General features: G+C 41.4%; 24 protein-coding genes, 1 riboswitch and 1 other annotated feature. Of the genes, 2 read left to right on the top strand and 22 right to left on the bottom strand.

Annotated elements, in window-relative coordinates; genetic code table 11:
• The 4 genes from AB5Y61_RS04630 to AB5Y61_RS04615 all read right to left on the bottom strand — a co-directional run.
• Nucleotides 1-567 (bottom strand): pullulanase-associated domain-containing protein (locus AB5Y61_RS04630; protein ID WP_368403323.1); only part of this gene is annotated, 567 nt, incomplete at its 3' end.
• Between the two features lie 77 nt (nt 568-644).
• A complete protein-coding gene (locus tag AB5Y61_RS04625) occupies nt 645-1,607 on the bottom strand; it encodes a diacylglycerol kinase family lipid kinase (protein ID WP_368403322.1) in 963 nt (320 codons plus the stop codon).
• Between the two features lie 9 nt (nt 1,608-1,616).
• Nucleotides 1,617-3,575: an NAD-dependent DNA ligase LigA gene (gene ligA / locus AB5Y61_RS04620; RefSeq protein WP_368403321.1), complete on the bottom strand. Its 1,959-nt coding sequence runs from the start codon at nt 3,573-3,575 to the stop codon at nt 1,617-1,619.
• 85 nt (nt 3,576-3,660) lie between these two features.
• The gene (locus tag AB5Y61_RS04615) at nt 3,661-4,170 is read right to left on the bottom strand and encodes a QueT transporter family protein (RefSeq protein ID WP_023917840.1); all 510 of its coding nucleotides are present in this window, start codon (nt 4,168-4,170) and stop codon (nt 3,661-3,663) included.
• A riboswitch (PreQ1 riboswitch) is annotated at nt 4,168-4,273 on the bottom strand. It overlaps the preceding gene by 3 nt.
• Before the next feature lie 28 nt (nt 4,274-4,301).
• Here AB5Y61_RS04615 and AB5Y61_RS04610 point away from each other — a divergent pair.
• Entirely contained in the window at nt 4,302-4,745 is a 444-nt protein-coding gene (locus AB5Y61_RS04610; protein WP_368403320.1) for a GtrA family protein, read from the top strand.
• A 24-nt stretch (nt 4,746-4,769) separates the two neighbouring features.
• On the opposite strand, the gene AB5Y61_RS04605 is transcribed toward AB5Y61_RS04610, so the two are convergent.
• The 17 genes from AB5Y61_RS04605 to AB5Y61_RS04525 form a co-directional block, all read right to left on the bottom strand.
• Entirely contained in the window at nt 4,770-5,477 is a 708-nt protein-coding gene (locus AB5Y61_RS04605) for a B3/4 domain-containing protein (RefSeq protein WP_368403319.1), read from the bottom strand.
• The gene (locus tag AB5Y61_RS04600; RefSeq protein WP_368403318.1) at nt 5,474-5,938 is read right to left on the bottom strand and encodes a MarR family winged helix-turn-helix transcriptional regulator; all 465 of its coding nucleotides are present in this window, start codon (nt 5,936-5,938) and stop codon (nt 5,474-5,476) included. Before AB5Y61_RS04600 ends, AB5Y61_RS04605 begins: the two co-directional genes overlap by 4 nt.
• A gap of 95 nt (nt 5,939-6,033) precedes the next feature.
• The gene (locus tag AB5Y61_RS04595) at nt 6,034-7,008 is read right to left on the bottom strand and encodes a YihY/virulence factor BrkB family protein (protein WP_368403317.1); all 975 of its coding nucleotides are present in this window, start codon (nt 7,006-7,008) and stop codon (nt 6,034-6,036) included.
• 83 nt (nt 7,009-7,091) lie between these two features.
• Complete coding sequence (locus AB5Y61_RS04590) at nt 7,092-7,952, bottom strand: methionyl aminopeptidase (RefSeq protein ID WP_368403316.1); 861 nt, start codon at nt 7,950-7,952, stop codon at nt 7,092-7,094.
• Between the two features lie 20 nt (nt 7,953-7,972).
• Nucleotides 7,973-9,250, bottom strand: coding sequence for a CBS-HotDog domain-containing transcription factor SpxR (gene spxR, locus AB5Y61_RS04585; RefSeq protein ID WP_368403315.1), 1,278 nt, complete (start codon nt 9,248-9,250; stop codon nt 7,973-7,975).
• Nucleotides 9,243-9,794 (bottom strand): GNAT family N-acetyltransferase, encoded by a 552-nt coding sequence (locus AB5Y61_RS04580; protein ID WP_368403314.1) that lies wholly within the window; start codon nt 9,792-9,794, stop codon nt 9,243-9,245. The genes spxR and AB5Y61_RS04580 overlap by 8 nt, the downstream gene beginning before the upstream one ends.
• 56 nt (nt 9,795-9,850) lie before the next feature.
• A complete protein-coding gene (locus AB5Y61_RS04575; RefSeq protein WP_045759317.1) occupies nt 9,851-11,110 on the bottom strand; it encodes a UDP-N-acetylglucosamine 1-carboxyvinyltransferase in 1,260 nt (419 codons plus the stop codon).
• A gap of 192 nt (nt 11,111-11,302) precedes the next feature.
• The gene (gene metK, locus AB5Y61_RS04570; RefSeq protein WP_368403313.1) at nt 11,303-12,493 is read right to left on the bottom strand and encodes a methionine adenosyltransferase; all 1,191 of its coding nucleotides are present in this window, start codon (nt 12,491-12,493) and stop codon (nt 11,303-11,305) included.
• A gap of 175 nt (nt 12,494-12,668) precedes the next feature.
• Nucleotides 12,669-13,865: a hypothetical protein gene (locus tag AB5Y61_RS04565; protein WP_368403312.1), complete on the bottom strand. Its 1,197-nt coding sequence runs from the start codon at nt 13,863-13,865 to the stop codon at nt 12,669-12,671.
• A gap of 132 nt (nt 13,866-13,997) precedes the next feature.
• Nucleotides 13,998-14,468 carry a hypothetical protein gene (locus tag AB5Y61_RS04560; protein ID WP_045759308.1) on the bottom strand — a complete coding sequence of 157 codons (471 nt, stop codon included), beginning with the start codon at nt 14,466-14,468 and terminating at the stop codon, nt 13,998-14,000.
• Between the two features lie 134 nt (nt 14,469-14,602).
• The gene (locus AB5Y61_RS04555; RefSeq protein WP_368403311.1) at nt 14,603-15,043 is read right to left on the bottom strand and encodes a hypothetical protein; all 441 of its coding nucleotides are present in this window, start codon (nt 15,041-15,043) and stop codon (nt 14,603-14,605) included.
• A 173-nt stretch (nt 15,044-15,216) separates the two neighbouring features.
• Nucleotides 15,217-15,684, bottom strand: a complete 468-nt coding sequence (locus AB5Y61_RS04550) for a cytidine/deoxycytidylate deaminase family protein (protein WP_368403310.1) — start codon at nt 15,682-15,684, stop codon at nt 15,217-15,219.
• A 104-nt stretch (nt 15,685-15,788) separates the two neighbouring features.
• On the bottom strand, nt 15,789-16,148 hold the full coding sequence (rplT, locus tag AB5Y61_RS04545; RefSeq protein WP_000124830.1) for a 50S ribosomal protein L20: 360 nt from the start codon (nt 16,146-16,148) through the stop codon (nt 15,789-15,791).
• A gap of 49 nt (nt 16,149-16,197) precedes the next feature.
• Nucleotides 16,198-16,398, bottom strand: coding sequence for a 50S ribosomal protein L35 (gene rpmI / locus AB5Y61_RS04540; protein ID WP_001125942.1), 201 nt, complete (start codon nt 16,396-16,398; stop codon nt 16,198-16,200).
• Nucleotides 16,399-16,431: 33 nt separating this feature from the next.
• Nucleotides 16,432-16,962: a translation initiation factor IF-3 gene (infC, locus tag AB5Y61_RS04535; RefSeq protein WP_031574167.1), complete on the bottom strand. Its 531-nt coding sequence runs from the start codon at nt 16,960-16,962 to the stop codon at nt 16,432-16,434.
• Between the two features lie 16 nt (nt 16,963-16,978).
• Nucleotides 16,979-17,107: a sequence feature (ribosomal protein L20 leader region), on the bottom strand.
• 23 nt (nt 17,108-17,130) lie between these two features.
• On the bottom strand, nt 17,131-17,811 hold the full coding sequence (cmk, locus tag AB5Y61_RS04530; RefSeq protein WP_368403309.1) for a (d)CMP kinase: 681 nt from the start codon (nt 17,809-17,811) through the stop codon (nt 17,131-17,133).
• 14 nt (nt 17,812-17,825) lie between these two features.
• Entirely contained in the window at nt 17,826-18,281 is a 456-nt protein-coding gene (locus AB5Y61_RS04525) for an SAG1386/EF1546 family surface-associated protein (RefSeq protein WP_368403308.1), read from the bottom strand.
• Between the two features lie 45 nt (nt 18,282-18,326).
• On the opposite strand from AB5Y61_RS04525, the gene AB5Y61_RS04520 reads away from it, so the two are divergent.
• Nucleotides 18,327-18,527 carry a ferredoxin gene (locus tag AB5Y61_RS04520; RefSeq protein ID WP_045759303.1) on the top strand — a complete coding sequence of 67 codons (201 nt, stop codon included), beginning with the start codon at nt 18,327-18,329 and terminating at the stop codon, nt 18,525-18,527.
• A gap of 10 nt (nt 18,528-18,537) precedes the next feature.
• Here the strand turns inward: AB5Y61_RS04520 and AB5Y61_RS04515 are convergent, their stop codons facing one another.
• A complete protein-coding gene (locus tag AB5Y61_RS04515) occupies nt 18,538-19,014 on the bottom strand; it encodes an EbsA family protein (protein ID WP_045759302.1) in 477 nt (158 codons plus the stop codon).
• Nucleotides 19,015-19,070: the final 56 nt, after the last annotated feature.

Raw genomic sequence — 19,070 nt, 5'->3', positions numbered from 1 at the left:
TGGATGGTAGCTAGACTCTTGTTTGCCTCGCATCATCGGAATAGTCTTCCAAATAGGCGCATCCAACTCTGTTGATTGATAGAGCAACAATTCAACTTTCTTAGCCGTAGGGGCCCACAGCTTAAAGCAATACTCCCCTTCTTCTTCGCGATAACCAAGCCAGCCTTGATAAGCCCATTTGGTGTCAAATTCCTTGGCATGGGTCGCCATATCGTAGGCATGAGGCTGACGATGACTATAAGCATGACTCGTCAAAGCAGCTTGCAATGAATAATAGACAGTATCGTCCCCATCGAGAATCCAAACTTCTCGAACATGCCCTTCTGGTAAGAGTTCGATTTCAAAATCACGGGTTTTGGTGAGCCAATCTCCCTCTTTAACCAAGACATGACCCCGACTCAAGGCATCCTCACTCTCGTATACCAGATTTCCCTCTACTCCAAAATAATCCAACTTGGAGAAAGAGACTGATTTTCCTTCTACTTGATCCTGCCACTGCCACATATCATAGGCAAAATAATTTCCTTTTTGCTTATGAAAATAAAGCTTTACATGGTATTGTCGCATAACATTTTCCTATTTCCAATTTAATACCGAAGGAACCATTCCTCGTAAAACACGTACATGGCTCTAACTATTTGTTTTTATTCTTCAGATGTGTGAACCAAAGCATCGTTGTTGATTTCATCAATATTCGCAAAGAATTCCAAGTGATTATGAAAGACTTCCAATTCAACTGGAGTATCTCCCCCATATTCGCCATCTAAATTGATGCGGAATGGTTGAGCATTTTTCCCTAACATTTCGATCGACAATTTCTTAGTCTTGAGATATTCTACATTTTCATCGTGCACATGCTTGCCACCATTAATGGCCTGAATCATCAAGGACAACATGTTAAAGAGCTTAGCAGTTTTTACGATAATCAAGGTGAAGTTTCCATCATCTAGCTTAGCATCCGGTGCGACACTTTCAAAGCCAGCAATAGAGTTGGTCAAGGCCACAAAAATCATCGAAGCTGGACCTTCAAAAACGCCATTATCGTGTTCGATCCGCACCTTACGAGCCTTGTTTCTCGGCAACATTTTAGCTGCTTCTGCCACATAGGCAAAGTAACCCAGGCGAGATTTAACACTACTTGGAACACTGAAGGTCAATTCTGTCATGGTTCCTGCTGCAGCAATATTGATGAAATACTTACTACCATAGGCACGACCAATATCCATTTGAATGGTTTGATTCTTTTCGATAATGCGGGCAGCTGCCACTGGATCTCCCATTGGGATCTTCAAGGCACGCGCATAGTCATTGGTTGTGCCTGTTGGAATAAAGGCCATCTGCGGACGATTTTCCAGACCTGCAACCCCATTGACCACTTCGTTAATCGTACCATCTCCACCAGCGGCAATGATTAAATCAAAGCCGGCTTTAGCGGCTCTTTCTGCTTCATTTTGGGCAGAAAATGGTTCTGGAGTCGTTTGATAGGCGCTGGTTTCATAGCCCACGTCTTCAAGTACATCTAAGACTTCCGCAATATTTTTCCTGATAATTTCTTGCCCAGAGGTCGGATTATAAATTAAACGGGCTTTTTTGATTCGTTCTACCATAAAGATCCTCTACAAACTTTCAAGCCAGGCCTCATCTTCTACCTGGATTCCTAATTCTTGTGCTTTGGTTAACTTACTACCAGCGTCACTACCTGCAACGACCAAATCTGTTTTTTTGGAAACTGATCCAGTTACCTTAGCACCCAGACTCTCTAATTTGGCCTTTGCTTCTGAACGCGTGAGTCGCTCTAGTTTCCCAGTCAAAACAACTGTCATTCCTGATAGGGCTGCATCAGCAACGACTTTTTCACCAAGATAAGAAAGATTGACTCCAGCTTCTTTTAGCTCTTGCAATAGGCGCTTGGATCCTTCTTGCGCAAAATAAGACTTGAGACTTTCAGCCACGACCATACCGAGACTATCAATGCTGGAAATCCGTTCTGGATCTGCTGCAGCCAATTGATCGAGGTCATGGAATTCTTGGAGCAAGATTTGACTAACCTTGCTACCAACATGGCGGATCCCCAAACCAAAGAGTAACTTTTCGGCTGAATTCTCTTTTGAAATTTGTATGGCTTCATAGAGTTTTTCAGCAGATTTTTCTTTGAAGCCTTCTAAGGTCAATAGATCCTCGACTGTCAGACGATAGATCCCAGCTACATCCTCTACCAACTGAGCTGCGAAGAGTTTCTCTACAACAGCTGGACCCAAGCCTGTGATATTCATAGCATCCCGACTTGCAAAGTGGTTCAATCCTTCCTTAATCTGAGCTGGACAGAGCGGATTGATACAGCGAAGGGCCACCTCATCCTCAAAATGAAGCAACTCACTCTGGCAGCTCGGACAATGAGTTGGAATGGCTAATGCTTGATCAGATACCCGTTTATCTTTAACAACACGCAAGACCGCAGGAATAATATCACCCGCCTTGTAAACAATGACGGTATCTTCCTGATGAATATCTTTTTCAGCAATGTAATCCACATTGTGCAGGGTTGCGCGACTAACAGTGGTTCCTGCTAGCTGGACTGGCGTTAGATTGGCAGTTGGCGTCACCACACCGGTCCGTCCAACGGTCCAATCCACCGAGAGGATTTTCGCTTCTTTTTCTTCTGCTGGAAACTTATAAGCGACAGCCCATTTAGGAGCTTTAACAGTAAAGCCTAGTTCTTCTTGAACAGCTAAGTCATTGACCTTGATGACGATCCCATCGATATCGTAGGAAAGGTCCTCTCGAAGCTGAGCTACTTTTTGGATAAAGTTCCAGATTTGATCCATATCCTCAGCCAGCACTCGCTCCTGGTTTACAACAAATCCTAAGCGGGCCAATTTTTCAAGCACGCCTTCCTGACTGCTCTGGTCGGTTGGACTCACTTCTTGGTACAAGAAAGTGGAAAGATTCCGCTTAGCCACAATTTTCGTATCCAATTGGCGGAGCGTTCCTGCCGCAGCATTTCGTGGATTGGCAAATTCAGATTCACCATTTTCCTGACGGATCTGATTGACCCGATCAAAGGAAGCCCGTGGCATGTAGCACTCGCCTCGAACTGTAATGTTCACTGGCTCTGGTAACACCAAAGGAATGTCCTTGACCCGCTTGAGATTCTCTGTAATATCCTCACCGACAGAACCATCTCCACGTGTTGCCCCCGTTACGAGGACACCATTTTCATAGGTGAGGGAAATGGACAAGCCATCGATCTTCAACTCACATACATAGCTGATGGAAGGAAATTCCTTACGGACACGCTGATCAAAGACTTCTAATTCTTCACGCGAAAAAGCATCCTGCAAACTATAAAGGGGATACTGGTGCTGGTATTTGGTAAAGCCTTTTAAAACCACACCACCTACACGGTGAGTTGGGCTCTCTGGTAAGATCTCATCTGGATGAGCGGCTTCTAGTTCCACCAACTCCCGATATAATTGATCATACTCACTATCTGAAACAGATGGAGCGTCTTTTGTGTAATACTCATAAGCATAGCGATTGAGTAATTCCACTAATTCTTTTATTCTGGTTTTCATGTTCTTATTTTATCATAAAATCTTAATTTAGCCTTGAATTTACTCCATTCTGAGCATGAAAAAAAGGAGTCAAAGCTCCCTTTTCTTATTTTGTAAAATCAATCCGTTTAGAAAGTTGATTGATCACAATCGCTCCAAAAATCAAGGATGCAAATTCACCCACTCCCATGGTCAACCAGTTATAGAAGAATGGTTGGCCTTGAAGGTAATAAAGTTCCAAGGCAATCGTAAACATGGAAATGGAAAAGAAAATCGCAAACAAGAAATGGTCCAATCGAATAAGACCATCAAACAAGAACTTGTTTTTAAAACGACCAAATAGAATGAGTCCAAGTCCTAAGAAGACAAAGGTTGAACCTCCACCAACAAAGACATCGATCCACCCAAAACTAAATAAGTTAGCAATCATACAACCAAGAGTCACTCCAATCAAGTACTTCTTATTGTAGAAGGCTAAGAAATTCATCATTTCCGAAACACGGAATTGATAGCCATAGTAGGCCATAGCATTGAGAGGTGGGGTAATGGTCAATACGATATAAATCGCAGCAACAATGGCAATTTGTGCCATATCACGAGCAGTTAACTGTTTCATCTATTCTCCTTTAGCGGTTTTCCCGCGTTTAATATGCTTGGCGAAAGGATCTTAAGCACCAAGGGTCGAAGGTTTATTTCTTCAACCTTTCAAGTATAGCATATTTTGAGGTTTTATGGTAGACTGAATTTATGAAAACACTCATTAAAAAATTTTTTGATAATGAAATTTTATCCTATCTCTTCTTTGGTGTGGCAACAACCCTTGTTTCCGTCGGAACCCGCCTCTTCATCTATCATATGTCTCGTGATGAACGATTGGCGACAGCGATTGGAAACATTGCTGGGATCCTCTTTGCCTTTGCGACCAACGATACCATCGTCTTTAAGCAAGAAAGAAAGGGCTGGTTTCAGCGCTTGATCCGATTTGCGATTGCCCGCTCTGGGACCTTTATACTAGACATGGCCTTGACCGAGATTTTTGTCAAGCAATTCCCAGGAATCATCGGGCAATTTGTCCACAACAACAAGAGTCAAATCAATCTAATTGAAACCCTCTTTGCGCAAGTCGCTATAGTGCTCCTCAATTATGTCTTTAGTAAACTCTTTGTCTTTAAAAATAAAAACAAGGCTTGAAACAATTGTTTCAGCCTTATTATTTTAAACTTCTATACTTGCATGCTCTGCACTTAATTGATAGATCGTTCCTTCGACCCCAAAATAATCCTTGGCTAGGTCTTTCAATTCCTGCATAGCTGTTTGTGCACGTTTGGCCTGTACCTCATCAATGGCTTCAATCACCAAAATAGCGTCCTTCGTATCTTCAGTTAGCATGGTTCTTTGAGCCTCACGCCAATTCAAGCAACGACAAACGGCTCCTTCTTGGTCATAGTAGATGATCTCCCCTTCCAAAGCTGGCGCATCTTCTTCAGCCCCTAATGGAAAGAACGGTTCGCCTCCTTTCGCTTGTCCTAGAGAGAGTCCACCCACCAATTTATCCATATCTTCTCCCCCACAAGGAAGAGCATAAGCCATAGACACACTATTGTATAAATCAACCAAGGGATTAATCGGATAAAATTCACGTCCCTGATGAACCCGTTTTAAGAGTGCTTCGATGGAAGATCGTGCTCCTTTTTTTGTTTTGAACTTGCTAAAAGCTTGGCGCCACTCTTGAACGAACCCACTCTGGGTATAGTTTTCTTCATCGATAAATTCCCATGCTCTCTTGGCACCCTTGTCCAACAACTCTTTGAAATAAGGATCCTTGGCTTCATCTACTGTATTATCAATGCCATACAAGGACATCACTGTAATTCTAGCTGTTGGGAACAAATCCCAAAATGCTTGATCAACTGTTACTTTCATTGCTTTACCTCACTATAATTTCTTTTTTTACCTTTTTTAACTAGTTCCCAATCCAAGGTGATATTCTCACGAACTCGGATGAGGTACTCTTCTAACTGTAAGACTTCTTTTTTGGAAAATCCTTTTAAAGCAGTTCTCTCAGAGTAAAGATGCTCCCCTAAAATGAAGGGGTAAATCTGCTTACCTTTTTCAGTTAACTCCCATTCCTTTGTTTTGAGATTTTCCCCTCTCGGACGTTGCTGAATCAAGCCACGTCCTTCTAGTTTTTTTACGGACCTTGCAACGGTGGATCGATCTACTTTCAAGACCTCAGAGAGTTCTTCCTGAATCATTCCAGGTTGCTCTGCAATTCGCACCAGGTAGAGATATTGACCACGTGCTAAATCTAAATCTCTAAATTCGATATTTGAAATAGAATCCAGCGCTCGCGCAATGATACCAATCTCACGCAAAATACTCATCTCACTCCTCCTTTCTTGTTAGAAATAGAGTAACATATTTTTGTTGCAAATGCAATAAAAATCAACAAAAAAAGAAACCAGATACCATCTGATTTCTATTCTTTCCTTTTATCTCTATTTTTTAGACGTAATCGTTGTTTTAATTTTAATGAAGTTTCTCTATGCCGAAAGGCTACTTCTTCCGTTTTTAATTTGGAAACAATTTCTCCATTACGCGTTTGGAATTTGGCTTCTCTGGCAAATTGAACACTGGCGTTTAAAATACAACCAATTATCATGATTTTAGCTACCAAGATAAACCAAAACATAATAACCGCTAGGACGACTGAACCAAAGAAACGAGCATCCAAGAAATGATTCACATAGCGATCTACATATTTCCAAAAGATATTCAAGATCGCATACAGGACAACAACCACAAAGGTCGCCCCTGGAAAAACATATCTAAATTTTGGAATTTTAACATTTGGAAGGGTGTAATAGAGCAAGACCAGACTGACAAAGAGCAAGAAGTAGATGGTCGGCTCTGTCAAATTCAGTAAACGCACATAAATTGTCCGATCAAATGAAAAGGTCTGATAGAGATAGCGAACGATCATTTTTCCAAACATGGAAAGAATGAGCGAGAGCCCAAACAAACCCTGCAAGGCAAAACTGATCAGAAAGCTAAAGAGTCGCCCCCAGATAATACCACGCTCCTTTTCCACCCCGTAACTCTTGTTATAGGCTTTTTGGAGGTAGGCAATACTCTGAGAGAAGATCCACAAAGCGGAAACAATCGAAAAACTCAGTAATCCTGTCGAGGGTTTGGTCAACACGCTCGAAATCATCTGTGCCACTATTCGATATAAGGAAGCTGGCAAGACTTTTTGTAAGCTCAAAAGAATCTGGGTAGGACGAATATGAAAGTAGGGCAAGATATTTGCTGCAATCAGCATCAAAGGAAAAATGGAGATCAGCAAATAATAGGCAACTGCAATACTGGTGATATCAGACTCTGCACTCTGATAAAACCGCACGAAGCCCTTTATAAATGGCTGTCCAAGTACTTTTTGTAGGACCTTTTTCATTCGTCACCTCCCCATTTTACTAAAAAAGAGCAAAGAGCGAAACCAGACACGTGCCTTCAGCTCCATTCTTTCCTCTCAATCTTTTAGTAAGTTCCTTCTTCACCTTGACTAGTTAGGATCACTGGACCATCTTTTGTAATCACAAATTGATGCTCGTATTGACAAGAAAGGCCACCGTCGAGGGTCTTATGGGCCCAACCAGTTTCCATATCCGTATCAATCTCCCAAGTACCGGTATTGATCATTGGCTCAATCGTCAAGACCATCCCTTCACGCAAACGAAGACCGCGTCCAGCACGACCGTAATGCGGTACCATTGGTTCTTCATGCATGGTAGGGCCGACACCGTGGCCGACCAAGTCACGCACCACACCATAGCCTTTGCTTTCCGCATACTCTTGAATCGCTGCGCCAATATCTCCCAAGCGATTGCCTACGACTGCTTTCTCAATTCCTTTGTAAAGACATTCTTTAGTCACGTCCATCAAATCTTTGACTTCTTGCGAAACATTTCCAACCTCATAAGCCCAGCAAGAGTCCGCCAAGCCACCAGTATAGGACTCAGTGTATTTCTTCACTTGGGCTACATTATCAAAATCTAATTTTGAAACATCCAGAACAGACTTGTCGAGTGGCTCAGATAAGACCATATCTACCTTGAGGAGATCACCATCTTTCAGGATAACATGACGGGGAAAAGCATGGGCAACCTCATCATTTAAACCGCAACAAGTCGCGTAAGGATAGTCCATGAGACTGCCTTCTACTCCAATTTGAAGTGGTAAGACATTGGCTTCTTTACAGCGACGGCGGACATATTCTTCTACTTCCCAAAGGTCAAGCCCTGGCTTGATCAAGTCACGCAATCCAATATGGATGCTGGCAAGGAAATCTCCTGCACGATCCATGGCTTCAATTTCACGTTGTGATTTTAATGTAATCATTGTCTCCTCATTTCTCTTGTTTAATTAATCTTAATGGTAATGGTTGCTTTCGCGACCAGCTGCAAATCTAGATACAAACTAAAATCAACCAAGGCTGAACGTCTGGTTCGCCGAACAAGTTGTGGTTCAATGCGGATCACATCGTCCACCTGCACAGCTTGTAAAAAATGAATGATCAGCTGTTCGACAATCAAGCTACGCCCACTGTGTTGCATCATCTTGCGAATAACCTTCATCAGCACTTCGATCATGACCCCATTGGCCAAAACACCACTTTTCTCCAGCATACTTGGCTCTACTGTGAATTGGTAATAGTCGTTCTCTGCTTGAATCTTTTGACCGATTTGCTCACTAAAGGTTGGCAAGCTCGAAAATTGCACCTTGCTAATCCGATCCATGACATCCCGACGCGTAATGACACCCAGCAAGGTCTGGTTAGTGCGAATCACAGGAATCATCTCATAATCTTCAGCAATCATCCGCTGGCTAATGGTCGCAATGCTGGTGGATAGATTGGTGGTAAAGATGGTCCGCGACATCACCTTATCTAGGGTCGTCTGAGGTGCCTTATCACCAGCATCTCGCATGGTCACGACACCCACTACCATCTGGTGTTGATTGACAACCGGAAAGCGGCTAAAGCGATTCTTTCGAACTAGATCTAAATAATCCCTTACCGTATCAGTTTCAGAAAGATAACCATACTCATGAAAAGGCCGATAGACCTGCTCCACCGTCAAGATATCTGTCTTGATCTGCATGTTGGACAAGGCCTTATTGATCATAGTAGCAACGGTATAGGTGTCATGTGAAGTTCGGATGACTGGGATTTGTACCTGATTGGCCAGATCAATCACATCCTCACTGACCTCAAAGCCACCTGTCACCAAGACTGCATTGTCATGCTTTAATGCCAATCGTTGAATGCTGGTGCGGTCTCCTACGATCAAAAGGCCCCCTTCAGACACATAGTCTAGGACGTGCTTCTCCGTCATGGCACCGATGTAGAATTTATTAAATTCTTTTTCGAGCCCCTCTTCACCAGCTAAGATTTCCGAACCGGTAATTTCCTGGATTTCTCGATACGTCAAATGCTCTAGTACAGCCTTTTTTGATTTAACACGGATGGTCCCACTTCTAGGACGCGTTTCTACAATTCCTTGATTTTCAGCTTCTTTAATGGCACGATAAGCCGTTCCATCACTGACATTCAAAAAATTGGAAATACTCCGAACACTGACCCGTTTTCCAATCGGTAATTTTTCGAGATAGTCTAAAATCTCTTGGTGTTTACTCATAGAAGTCCCCTCTACCTAGGCGGAAATCATAATAATCGCGCATTTTACGCGTATAACGGTCACTCCCTTTAAATTGACGAAAGAGACGAAAGCCAACCTTTAAAGCGACCTTTTGACTCCCTGCATTTTCAACATGGGTGACAATCTTAAGCTCCTTCAATTGAAATTTCTCAAATGAGAGATAAACCAACTCTTTGACCGCTTCAGTCATGAAGCCCTTTCCCCAAAAATCTTTGCGTAAAAAGTAGCCTAACTCAGCCTCACCCTTGATTTCATCCAACTTTTCAAATTTGATGGAGCCGATCATCTGATTGGTTTCCTTATCACAGATGGCCCAAACCCCCAAAGGATTTTTCATGAAATAGTTGGCTAGTACATACTGAGTTTCAGTAAGATCTGCTTGTGCAGGAAAGATAAATTGTAAATTTTCAGGATTAGAAGCAATCTTATAAAAATCTTCCGCATCCTCAAAGAGAAAAGGTCGTAAATACAACCTTTGTGTTTCAATTAGTGAATTGGCAGCTAAGTGCGTCCAAATATTCATCTCAAACTCCATAGTTCGTGTAACCAGCTGCCACTATCAGATCTCTAGCTCTGTCACTATTCCTCCACCAACTGGATATTTGCTCCAAGTTGGGTCAATTTATGAATAATATCTGAATACCCGCGAAGGATGTATTCCACATTTGTAATTTCTGTTGTTCCAGAAGCCATGAGACCTGCGATCACTAAAGCCGCACCAGCTCGAAGATCCGTCGCTTTCACACTGGATCCTGTCAATTGATTTGGCCCTTCATAGATAATGTGGTCGTTCAAGGTCGAGATAGTAGCCCCCATTTTAGCCAATTCTGGCACATGGTTGACCCGTTTTTCATAAATCGTATCAACAATTCGCCCACGTCCTGCTGCTGTTAAGAGCAAAGGTGTGATCGGTTGTTGCAAATCAGTCGCAAAACCAGGATAAGGAGAGGTTTTGATCTGGATGGCCTTCAAGCCTGTTTGCTTTTCTACAAAGATGCTATCTTCAGAAATGGTCATGCGCACACCCATTTCCTCTAACTTAGCAATATAGCTCTCCAAATGCTCATACAGGACATTATTGATCTGGATACCTTCTCCGATAGCAGCTGCAAGGGCAATATAGGTTCCTGCTTCGATGCGATCTGGAATCACCTGATGTCTCGTTCCATGCAAATGTGAAACACCATCAATGATAATCATATCTGTCCCTGCTCCACGAATATGGGCTCCCATATTGTTAAGCAAGGTCACCACATCGATAATTTCAGGTTCCCGCGCAGCATTTTCGATCACTGTCCGACCTTCAGCCTTGACGGCCGCCAAAATCGTATTGATCGTTGCACCGACACTCACAGTGTCCATATAGATATTCGCACCTTGAAGAGGCTTGCCATCTGTCGCAAGCTTCATACTGGAACCATCCATAGTCATGGCAGCCCCCATCGCTTCAAAGGCCTTCAAATGCAAATCGATTGGACGTGGTCCAAGGTCACACCCACCAGGTAGTCCAACAGTTGCTTGACCATAGCGTCCTAACAAGCTACCATAGAAATAATAGGAAGCTCTTAAACTGTTGATCTTTCCAAATGGCATGGGCATATTCTTCACCCCACGTGGATCAATGATCAAACTGTCTTCTTTGCGCTCGATCGTAGCCCCCATGATAGTCATGATGTCAATCAGACTTGCAACATCTGAGATATCCGGTACCCCATCAAGGGTCACGATGTCATCCGCCAGAATGGTCGCCGGAATCAGGGCTACTACACTATTTTTTGCACCACTAATGGTCACCTCTCCTTTTAAAGGGCGACCACCATTTATTACAATTTTTTTCATTTTAATAATTCATTAGCTCTTTCAAGTCTTTTTCCTTTTACTATCGTTTTTTGCAACGGAAATAAAAGGGACAACGTATTTAAAATACTGCATCTATTATACCACAGATGGACCTATTTTTCCATCTGTAGGAATTTTCAAAACGAAAAAAAGCTAGGATCAGCTTAACCCTAACTTTTCTATTTCAACGAATTATTTTACAGCTTCTTTCAAGGCTTCTACCTTGTCCAAACGTTCCCATGGAAGATCGATATCTGTACGTCCCATATGTCCATAAGCCGCTGTTTGACGGTAGATTGGACGTTTGAGGTCAAGCATTTGGATGATTCCTGCTGGACGAAGGTCAAAGATTTGACGCGCTGCTGCTTCTAATTTGCTTTCAGCAACTGTTCCTGTACCAAAGGTATCAATCCGAACAGAGACAGGTTGAGCAACCCCAATCGCATAAGCCAATTGCACTTCTGCTTTCTTAGCAAGACCTGCTGCAACAATATTTTTAGCAATGTAGCGAGCTGCATAAGAAGCTGAACGGTCCACCTTAGTGGCATCCTTACCAGAGAAGGCACCACCACCGTGACGTGAATAACCACCATAGGTATCCACAATAATCTTACGACCCGTCAAACCTGAGTCTCCTTGAGGTCCTCCGATAACGAAACGACCTGTTGGATTGATAAAGAATTTAGTCTCATCATCTAGGTAAGAAGCTGGAATCACTTCTTTAATGACCTTGTTAATCACATCTTCGTGGATTTGTTCATTGCTGACATCTGGATCGTGTTGGGTGGAAATAACAACTGTATCCACGCGCACCGGCTGGTCATTTTCATCATACTCAACAGTAACTTGAGATTTGGAATCTGGGCGAAGGTAGCTAATTTCACCAGACTTGCGGAGCTCTGCCAAGCGACGAACCAACTTGTGGCTGAGTGAAATTGGCAATGGCATGAGTTCTTCTGTTTCATCCACCGCAAAACCAAACATGAGACCTTGGTCACCAGCACCAATCAAATCGAGTGGATCTTGATCCGCATTCCCACGTACTTCTAGGGCTTCGTTTACCCCTTGAGCGATATCAGGAGATTGTTCCACCAATGATGGGTGTACTCCAACAGTTTCAGCAGAGAAACCATATTCTGTATTGGTATAGCCAATTTCTGCAATGGTATCACGAACCACACGGTTAATATCGACATAGGCATTTGTTGAAATTTCACCGAAGACATGGACTGAACCTGTATAAACAGCTGTTTCAGCAGCCACGTGTGCTTCTGGGTCTTGCTCTAAAATAGCATCCAAAATAGCATCTGAAATTTGGTCTGCAATCTTATCTGGATGACCCTCAGATACCGATTCAGACGTGAAAAGTTTACGTTCTGACATAAAAATGTCCCCCCTTTAAAAATAGTGTTATAGAGTTACAAAGTACTGATAGGAGATCTCATACAATTAATTCCTATCACCTTATCGGGACCATATAACACTTCATTATAACATAATTTCCCTTAAAGCTTCTTTGTTTCTAAAAAGAAAAAGATATAGTTTTAAACTATATCTTTTAACTCACTCTTTTTTCTTTACTACCCCGAGAACCAATCCATATGAGGATTACTAACAGAATCGATACAGGCCTACGGGTCCAAAAAAAGGAGAGCCCAAAAAATATTATCGCTGCAGTTAAAAATCCTGTTTTACCACTCTTCATTCCTAACCAAAGTAAAATCGTTGCAATAAGATAAAACCCATGATGAATAAAAGCAAAAACTAGATATAGGCTAGCATAGCTTCCTGAATTAATGAGTTCAGTAAAAAGAAAACTGAGGCTTAACACAGTTATAGCCAAAGATGTCAATAGCCAAGGTGAATTTAGTGAAAGCCCTTTTTGATAGTTGCCAGAATCAGCTTGGCTTTCACTCCCCTCAGGATTTTCATTTATCATTTCATCACTTTTGCCATTCAATTTCAACAGTTCCATTTCAGAAATTTCACTTATTTCCTCCAATCCATTCTCAGGTACCGCTTCTACAGCATATTTATCAAAAACACCATTAACACGACACACTTGATAAATAGATAAAACGAAGTAAAAAATTAATGTAGCAGGTGAATAATAAGGTTGCCCGAAATAAGCAATTATTTTAACCGAACATAGTAGCAACAAGATAGTCGAATACAATTTTAAGGATTTTAAATCTTCTTTCGTCATTAAGATTAAAAATAGTAAAACGACAGCAGCATTAAAGGCAAACTTAAGAAAAAAATGGATGGTTGCATCAGAAAAAACCGCAAAAAATGGTGAGCTATAATTAGACAGTTCGAAAGTCGCTAATCCTAGGCCAAGAAAACAAGTCCCAGTTTGCCAACTACGTCTACTCTTCCACGAAAGCAAGAGCTGTTTCAGCTCCACATTCATTAGTAGCATAAATGTAGACAGAGAGCAAAGACCAATTATAATTACTAGTATAAATAACTTGTTTAGATGAAAATTAAAAATTAATAGATCAGTAACAAAGTAACTAACTAATAAAATTAAAAGCCCTACCAATCCTTCAACATTTAGTTTTCTCTCCTGAATTTTCCATAAAAACCAGCAGATGAAACCGTAGATAGGTAATTCTAATAGACTAGTTAGTGACACTAGAGGATCCGAGCTATTTCCACTGGAAAATTCTAGAGCTCCAGTTATCCAAACAGACGAAATATAAAGAATGGCAACTAAATAAATTAGTCCCTGGTACCATTTTTTTCGAGACATATAACTCCCTCCATAATAAAACTAAAGTATAAATTGATTTATTATCTCTCATTATAACACAGATTGTAATCGCTATCTCTAACTTTACTTACTATATAAAAAAGATAGGATTTATCCTCCTATCTTCTATCCTCACTCTCCATTATTAAACATTACAGTTCCAATAAAAACCAGTGTTGTCATTATAAGGGATGAAAAGAAAAATAACGACCAAGCAGGATCATGCGCCACAATCATCGAAACAAAATAAATACCTGCAGCTATGTAAAGAGTTGTTTTGTTGCCCATCCTTTTCCCGTACCAGAGCAGGATGGTCGCAATAATAAAACAAAGGATATGGCGCCATAGGAAAGCTAGAATCAAAATTCCCCACTCTCCTAACGCAACTCCAGCACATACAAGGAAGCCAAGATAGCCGAGAGCTATGCAAAAAGCTAGAGTTAGAGCTACTGAAGTAGGAACAGATTTTTGTTGATCTTGCTCAACAATTGGTGGCTGAACAGGATTTTCTTGGCCTTGTTCCGCCATTGGTGGCTGAACATATTTTTCTGGCATTCCCTCTTTTTCTTGGTTTGTTTCAGAATGTAGATGTTGATCTGTCATTGTTATCTCCTAACTTTCTTATTAATCCTTTTTAATAATAGCACTTCAAAATAGACAGGAAGACCTGATATAAATATGGTATTCATCGACCCAAATCCTTTATTGACTAGGATTGTTTACACCTACCTCATATTTCAATAGCTTTTCTCTTCTTTAACCAGGAGTGTTCCGATTAAATCCAGAACAACTAAACATAAGGGAGCAATTCGAAATATTTCCCAGTCTGGATCAAAAGCCAAGATGATTGACAGCAGATAGAGTCCAATACTCGCATAAAGAAGGCTTTTATTTCCCTTCTTCATCCCTAGTCGAATTAGAAAGGCCCCAATCGCAAGACTTAATAAGTTTGGACCAAGGAAAATCAAAACGACAAATCCCCATCCATAACCCGAAAGTGCAAATAAAGAGACAAACAATACAAGATAGATAATGGATAAGTAAAAGGTCACTGAAAGAAGAATAGAATGTAAGCTATTTTCTTTTGGAGGATTCTGAACAAATACAGAATTGGGATGATCTTCACTGATCTTACTAGGTTCCTTATTTTCTTCAAAATGTTTCTCTTGGTCTGTCATCACGGTTTCCTACCTTTCATATAACAACAACCCCAGGTCCCTGGGCGAATAAGAAAATTAGATAGCAAATTTTACGTATCTTCACACTCTCCTTCCTCTAGACGAATCAGCCAAGCGTGATCTCAAAAACAAGCTTTCTATTAGATCTATATCAAATTTTAGACAGGATTTTTTTAAATGAAGTCTGCCTCTGCAATAGCTTCTTTAACCAATTCCAATGGGAGATGAACCAGTTCTACTTCTTTTTCACGGTAGAGGTATTCGGCATATTCATCGATGCGGTATTGATGGATGTATACCACCCGCTTGCAGCCAACTTGGAGTAACTGCTTAGTACAATTGAGACAAGGAAAATGCGTGACATAAGCTGTGAAGCCTTTGGGAATTCCTCTTTCAGCTCCTTGCAAAATAGCATTAACTTCCGCATGAATCGTCCGAACACAGTGTCCCTCGACCATGAGACAGCCGTCCTCTAAACAATGATCTGTTCCAGAAACAGACCCATTATAGCCGGTTGCAATGACCTTATTATCCTTAACCAGAACAGCCCCTACTTTCGCCCGATTACAGGTCGCCCGATTCGAAATCAGTAAGGCCTGAGCTGCAAAATACTCATCCCATGCTAGTCGATTGTGTGTCACCTTTAGGTCCTCCATCTAATATGATTACTCCTATAATTGATTTCATTATAGCATGAAATCAGCAAGAAAAAAAGACTGAGAAAATCTTCTCAGCCTCATAAACATTATTTACCAAGTTTTGCTTTCGCTGCGTCTGCAAGAGCTGTGAAAGCTGCTGCATCATTAACAGCCAAGTCAGCAAGCATTTTACGGTTTACTTCGATCTCAGCCAATTTCAAACCATGCATCAATTGTGAGTATGAAAGTCCGTTCAAACGAGCTGCCGCATTGATACGTGTGATCCACAATTTACGGAAGTCACGTTTCTTTTGACGACGGTCACGGTATGCATAGTAGTAAGAGTTCATTACTTGTTCTTTTGCAGTACGGAACAAGATATGTTTAGCTCCATAGTAACCTTTAGCTAATTTAAGAATACGTTTACGACGTTTGCGTGATACAACGCCACCTTTAACACGTGCCATTTATATTTCCTCCAATATTTCCTAGAATTCTTTACTTACGAATACGCGATTATTTCAAGCGAGTAAGCATTGCTTTGATACGTTTGAAATCTCCTGAATGCACCATAGATGCTTTACGAAGATGACGACGTTGTTTCTTAGTTTTTCCGTGGAAACGGTGAGAAGTGTAAGCACGGAAACGTTTAAGTCCACCAGAACCTGTACGTTTGAAACGTTTAGCTGATGCGCGGTGTGTTTTTTGTTTTGGCATGATATTTTCTCCTTTTTTTAACTTTCTGACAGATTATTTCTTGTCAGTTGCTGGTGCCAACTGCATGAACATTTGACGACCATCCATTTTAGCACGTTGTTCGATGATAGCAATATCTTGAGTTGCTTCAGCGAAATCGGCTAAAACTTTTGCCCCAATCTCTTTATGGGTGATCATCCGACCCTTAAAGCGAATGGAAACCTTCACTTTGTTCCCTTTTTCAAGGAACTTGCGAGCATTGCGAAGTTTTGTATCGAAATCGCCCTTGTCGATAACTGGGCTCAAACGAACTTCTTTCACGGTCACAACGCTTTGTTTTTTGCGTTGTTCTTTTTGTTTCTTCTGGTACTCAAATTTGAACTTACCGTAGTCCATAATTTTTGCAACAGGAGGTTTAGCTTGAGGTTGAATGAGAACCAAGTCAACATTAGCGTCGTCCGCAAGTGCTTGCGCTTCGCTAAGTGGTTTGATACCCAATTGCTCACCTTCAAGACCGATTAAGCGAACTTCACGTACACGAATTTCATCATTGATGAATAAGTCTTGCTTTGCTATGGTTTTCACCTCTTTTTTATTATTCGAGAAAAACAAAGAACGGACCTGCAATACAGGCCCGAACTACATGATGTATTTCATTACTGAAACTTGATCCGTAGGGGCCAGGCAACTTGCGTCACAAGGCGAGAAGTTCTCACTTCTGCTTTTCTCAACTTTTATATGATATCAAGTTTTTTATTCTTTGTCAAGAAGTTTTTTTGCTTTTTCTTCAATAAAGTCCACAACGTCTGCAATTCCAACACCCGTTGTGTCAAAATGAATGGCATCTGCTGCAGGTTTCAAAGGAGACACAGCACGGTGGCTGTCCTTATAGTCACGTTCGGCGATTTCTTTTTTTAACAATTCAAGATCCGCTGTGATGCCCTTTTCAACATTTTCCTTGTAGCGACGTTCTGCACGTTCTTCTACAGAAGCCACTAGGAAAATCTTCAATTCTGCATTTTGTAAGACAACCGTCCCAATATCACGACCATCCATGACGATGCCCCCCTCTGCTGCAATTTCTTGCTGTAGAGCGACAAGTTTTTCACGGACTGGCGCAAGCGCTGCAACCCATGAAACATTGTTGGTCACTTGGTTATCGCGAATTGGGTGGGTAATATCCACGTCTGCTACAAAGACAAGCTGCTCTCCTTCTTCTGAACGACCGAAACTAATTGGATACTGATCTAAAAGGGCTAAGAGGTCATCAACCTGTTCAGCTGTCAGATTATTTTGCAAAGCTAGGTAAGTCGCTGCACGATACATAGCTCCCGTGTCTAGATACGTATAGTCTAGATCCTTGGCAATGATCTTTGCGACTGTGGATTTTCCACTAGAAGCCGGTCCATCAATGGCAATTTGAATTTGTTTCATGCTGTCCTCAACTCCTACTGAATCTTAACGACATCACCAGGATTGGCATACCAAGATCCTGTAGACATGTGAGATGGATTTAACTGTTCCAATTGGGCAATGGAAATACCTGCACGTGCAGCAATCGCTGCTTCCCCTTCACCTGCTTGAACAGTGATCGTGCCTTCTTCAGAGTTCTCATCTTTTGAACTATCTTCAGTAGCCGCTTGGTCCGTCTGTGCTGCAGGGGCTGATGATTTCTGTTCAACCTTAGTCTCTCCATTGTAGAAACCAGACATTTGTTTTGATTTATTGCTGCCACCTGTTGAAAGGAAAATCAACAAGCAGACCATTGCCACTACTACTACAAAGAAAATAATGGCTAAAATCGTCAACAGACGATCTGCCTTTATTCCACTTAACTTGCTCGTTCTTTTCAATGTTTCTTCTCCATCATCGTAAATATCTTCTTCCCATGGTTCTTTTGCCATGACTTCCTCCTTGTTTTTTCTCGTAAAAATCATTACAATAGAAGTATGAAAGTTACGTTAATTCCAGATCGTTGCATCGCTTGCGGTCTCTGTCAGACCTATTCTGAAATATTTGATTACCATGACAATGGCATCGTTAAATTTGCTGCTGAAGACGACGACCTCCTTGAAAAGGAAGTTCCTGTCACAAACGATGTTCTCGAGGCTATTAAAGAATGCCCCACTCATGCTCTCTTAAAAGATTAAGAGGGCTTTTTTATTTATCTGCATAATACATCTCGTAATAATCCACATGGATGAAGTTGTCCGTCAAGACCACTTCACCTTTGAAAGATGAATTTAAGGCAAGTGCATTGATAAAGTATTTTTTCGGCCATTTGCGCATGCAGAAAGTCCGACTGCGCGAACCATCATTAAAAATGAGTTTGATCGACTTCTTATTTACTTCGACCTTTTCAATCGAGTCAATCTTCACCCTGATTGGAGTAAAAGGATTAGCTGTAATAATCCTCAAGATCCCATCCTCATAAATCGTGAAGTACCGATGGACCCCAATCGCGAGCAAGACCATAAATAAAAAGAATGAAAACAAAACTAGCGTTGGCACACTAGAACTCTCATACATCAAAGCCAGTCCAATAAAGACCGGAATCACTGCAATGGACCAATAAGTCACAAGAATAGATAAGTCCGGTTGCCAATGATAATGGACCTTTCCAAATATCTTAATCATGAGCGTACCCCCATCTAATAGTTTAGCATAAAATACAAAAAAAAGGGAGCCAGACA

Origin of the sequence: Streptococcus parasanguinis, assembly GCF_040908565.1 — a bacterium.
Taxonomy (GTDB): domain Bacteria; phylum Bacillota; class Bacilli; order Lactobacillales; family Streptococcaceae; genus Streptococcus; species Streptococcus parasanguinis_AC.
Note: the sequence above shows the minus strand (reverse complement) of the source record. Positions and strands in the feature narration are given on the sequence as shown.

Excerpts from the sequence above, each read along its gene's own strand:
- AB5Y61_RS04625 (WP_368403322.1), bottom strand. The coding sequence starts at position 1,607 with ATGGTAGAACGAATCAAAAAAGCCCGTTTAATTTATAATCCGACCTCT.
- ligA (WP_368403321.1), bottom strand. The coding sequence starts at position 3,575 with ATGAAAACCAGAATAAAAGAATTAGTGGAATTACTCAATCGCTATGCT.
- AB5Y61_RS04615 (WP_023917840.1), bottom strand. The coding sequence starts at position 4,170 with ATGAAACAGTTAACTGCTCGTGATATGGCACAAATTGCCATTGTTGCT.
- AB5Y61_RS04610 (WP_368403320.1), top strand. The coding sequence starts at position 4,302 with ATGAAAACACTCATTAAAAAATTTTTTGATAATGAAATTTTATCCTAT.
- AB5Y61_RS04605 (WP_368403319.1), bottom strand. The coding sequence starts at position 5,477 with ATGAAAGTAACAGTTGATCAAGCATTTTGGGATTTGTTCCCAACAGCT.
- AB5Y61_RS04600 (WP_368403318.1), bottom strand. The coding sequence starts at position 5,938 with ATGAGTATTTTGCGTGAGATTGGTATCATTGCGCGAGCGCTGGATTCT.
- AB5Y61_RS04595 (WP_368403317.1), bottom strand. The coding sequence starts at position 7,008 with ATGAAAAAGGTCCTACAAAAAGTACTTGGACAGCCATTTATAAAGGGC.
- AB5Y61_RS04590 (WP_368403316.1), bottom strand. The coding sequence starts at position 7,952 with ATGATTACATTAAAATCACAACGTGAAATTGAAGCCATGGATCGTGCA.
- spxR (WP_368403315.1), bottom strand. The coding sequence starts at position 9,250 with ATGAGTAAACACCAAGAGATTTTAGACTATCTCGAAAAATTACCGATT.
- AB5Y61_RS04580 (WP_368403314.1), bottom strand. The coding sequence starts at position 9,794 with ATGAATATTTGGACGCACTTAGCTGCCAATTCACTAATTGAAACACAA.
- AB5Y61_RS04575 (WP_045759317.1), bottom strand. The coding sequence starts at position 11,110 with ATGAAAAAAATTGTAATAAATGGTGGTCGCCCTTTAAAAGGAGAGGTG.
- metK (WP_368403313.1), bottom strand. The coding sequence starts at position 12,493 with ATGTCAGAACGTAAACTTTTCACGTCTGAATCGGTATCTGAGGGTCAT.
- AB5Y61_RS04565 (WP_368403312.1), bottom strand. The coding sequence starts at position 13,865 with ATGTCTCGAAAAAAATGGTACCAGGGACTAATTTATTTAGTTGCCATT.
- AB5Y61_RS04560 (WP_045759308.1), bottom strand. The coding sequence starts at position 14,468 with ATGACAGATCAACATCTACATTCTGAAACAAACCAAGAAAAAGAGGGA.
- AB5Y61_RS04555 (WP_368403311.1), bottom strand. The coding sequence starts at position 15,043 with ATGACAGACCAAGAGAAACATTTTGAAGAAAATAAGGAACCTAGTAAG.
- rplT (WP_000124830.1), bottom strand. The coding sequence starts at position 16,148 with ATGGCACGTGTTAAAGGTGGCGTTGTATCACGCAAACGTCGTAAACGT.
- rpmI (WP_001125942.1), bottom strand. The coding sequence starts at position 16,398 with ATGCCAAAACAAAAAACACACCGCGCATCAGCTAAACGTTTCAAACGT.
- cmk (WP_368403309.1), bottom strand. The coding sequence starts at position 17,811 with ATGAAACAAATTCAAATTGCCATTGATGGACCGGCTTCTAGTGGAAAA.
- AB5Y61_RS04525 (WP_368403308.1), bottom strand. The coding sequence starts at position 18,281 with ATGGCAAAAGAACCATGGGAAGAAGATATTTACGATGATGGAGAAGAA.
- AB5Y61_RS04520 (WP_045759303.1), top strand. The coding sequence starts at position 18,327 with ATGAAAGTTACGTTAATTCCAGATCGTTGCATCGCTTGCGGTCTCTGT.
- AB5Y61_RS04515 (WP_045759302.1), bottom strand. The coding sequence starts at position 19,014 with ATGATTAAGATATTTGGAAAGGTCCATTATCATTGGCAACCGGACTTA.